Genomic DNA, 539 nt, shown 5'->3' on the forward strand with positions numbered 1-539 from the left:
GAGCGCAAGGTGCGGTGTTATTGATGCGCATTACGGATTGGAAAAGTGTGTCAGAAGAAAATGACAAACAAATGGCCGATGAATTTGTTATTGAAGTTGGCAGCCTCATTTCCAATTTGGTTCAGCGTTTTCCTGAAGTGGTCTTCTCACGCTATTACCCGTCCGATTTCGCTCTCTTATCCCCATTAGGTGCCAAGAAGTGGCCAATCTGGCGTCGCAGTGCATTCGTCAGTTGGAGAAGCTCAATCCTCCTTACCCACTGGATAAAGAAAACTGGTGTCACATTGGTGTCACTATGTATCAGGAGGGGGAACGACACAGCCAAATTATGGATGAAGCGGAAACCGCACTGCGAAGTGCTCAATTACAGAGCAATAATAACTGGAGTCGATTTAAGAAGTGGAATCATATTGACGAAACAAGAGGCAGTGTGAGGTGGCGTACCATTTTTGAGACAGCATGTCGACTGAAAATGTGCTAGTCTTCGGCAATTGATCTTATTTATTAGACGGTCAGCAGTTTAAATCCGTTGCATACTG

General features: G+C 44.9%; 1 pseudogene. It reads left to right on the plus strand.

What is annotated here, in order from left to right:
• A pseudogene (locus CIK04_RS29230) lies at positions 1–492 on the plus strand (diguanylate cyclase); the annotation flags it as partial.
• Between the last annotated feature and the right edge of the window lie 47 nt (positions 493–539).

Source organism: Vibrio sp. 03_296, assembly GCF_002265885.1.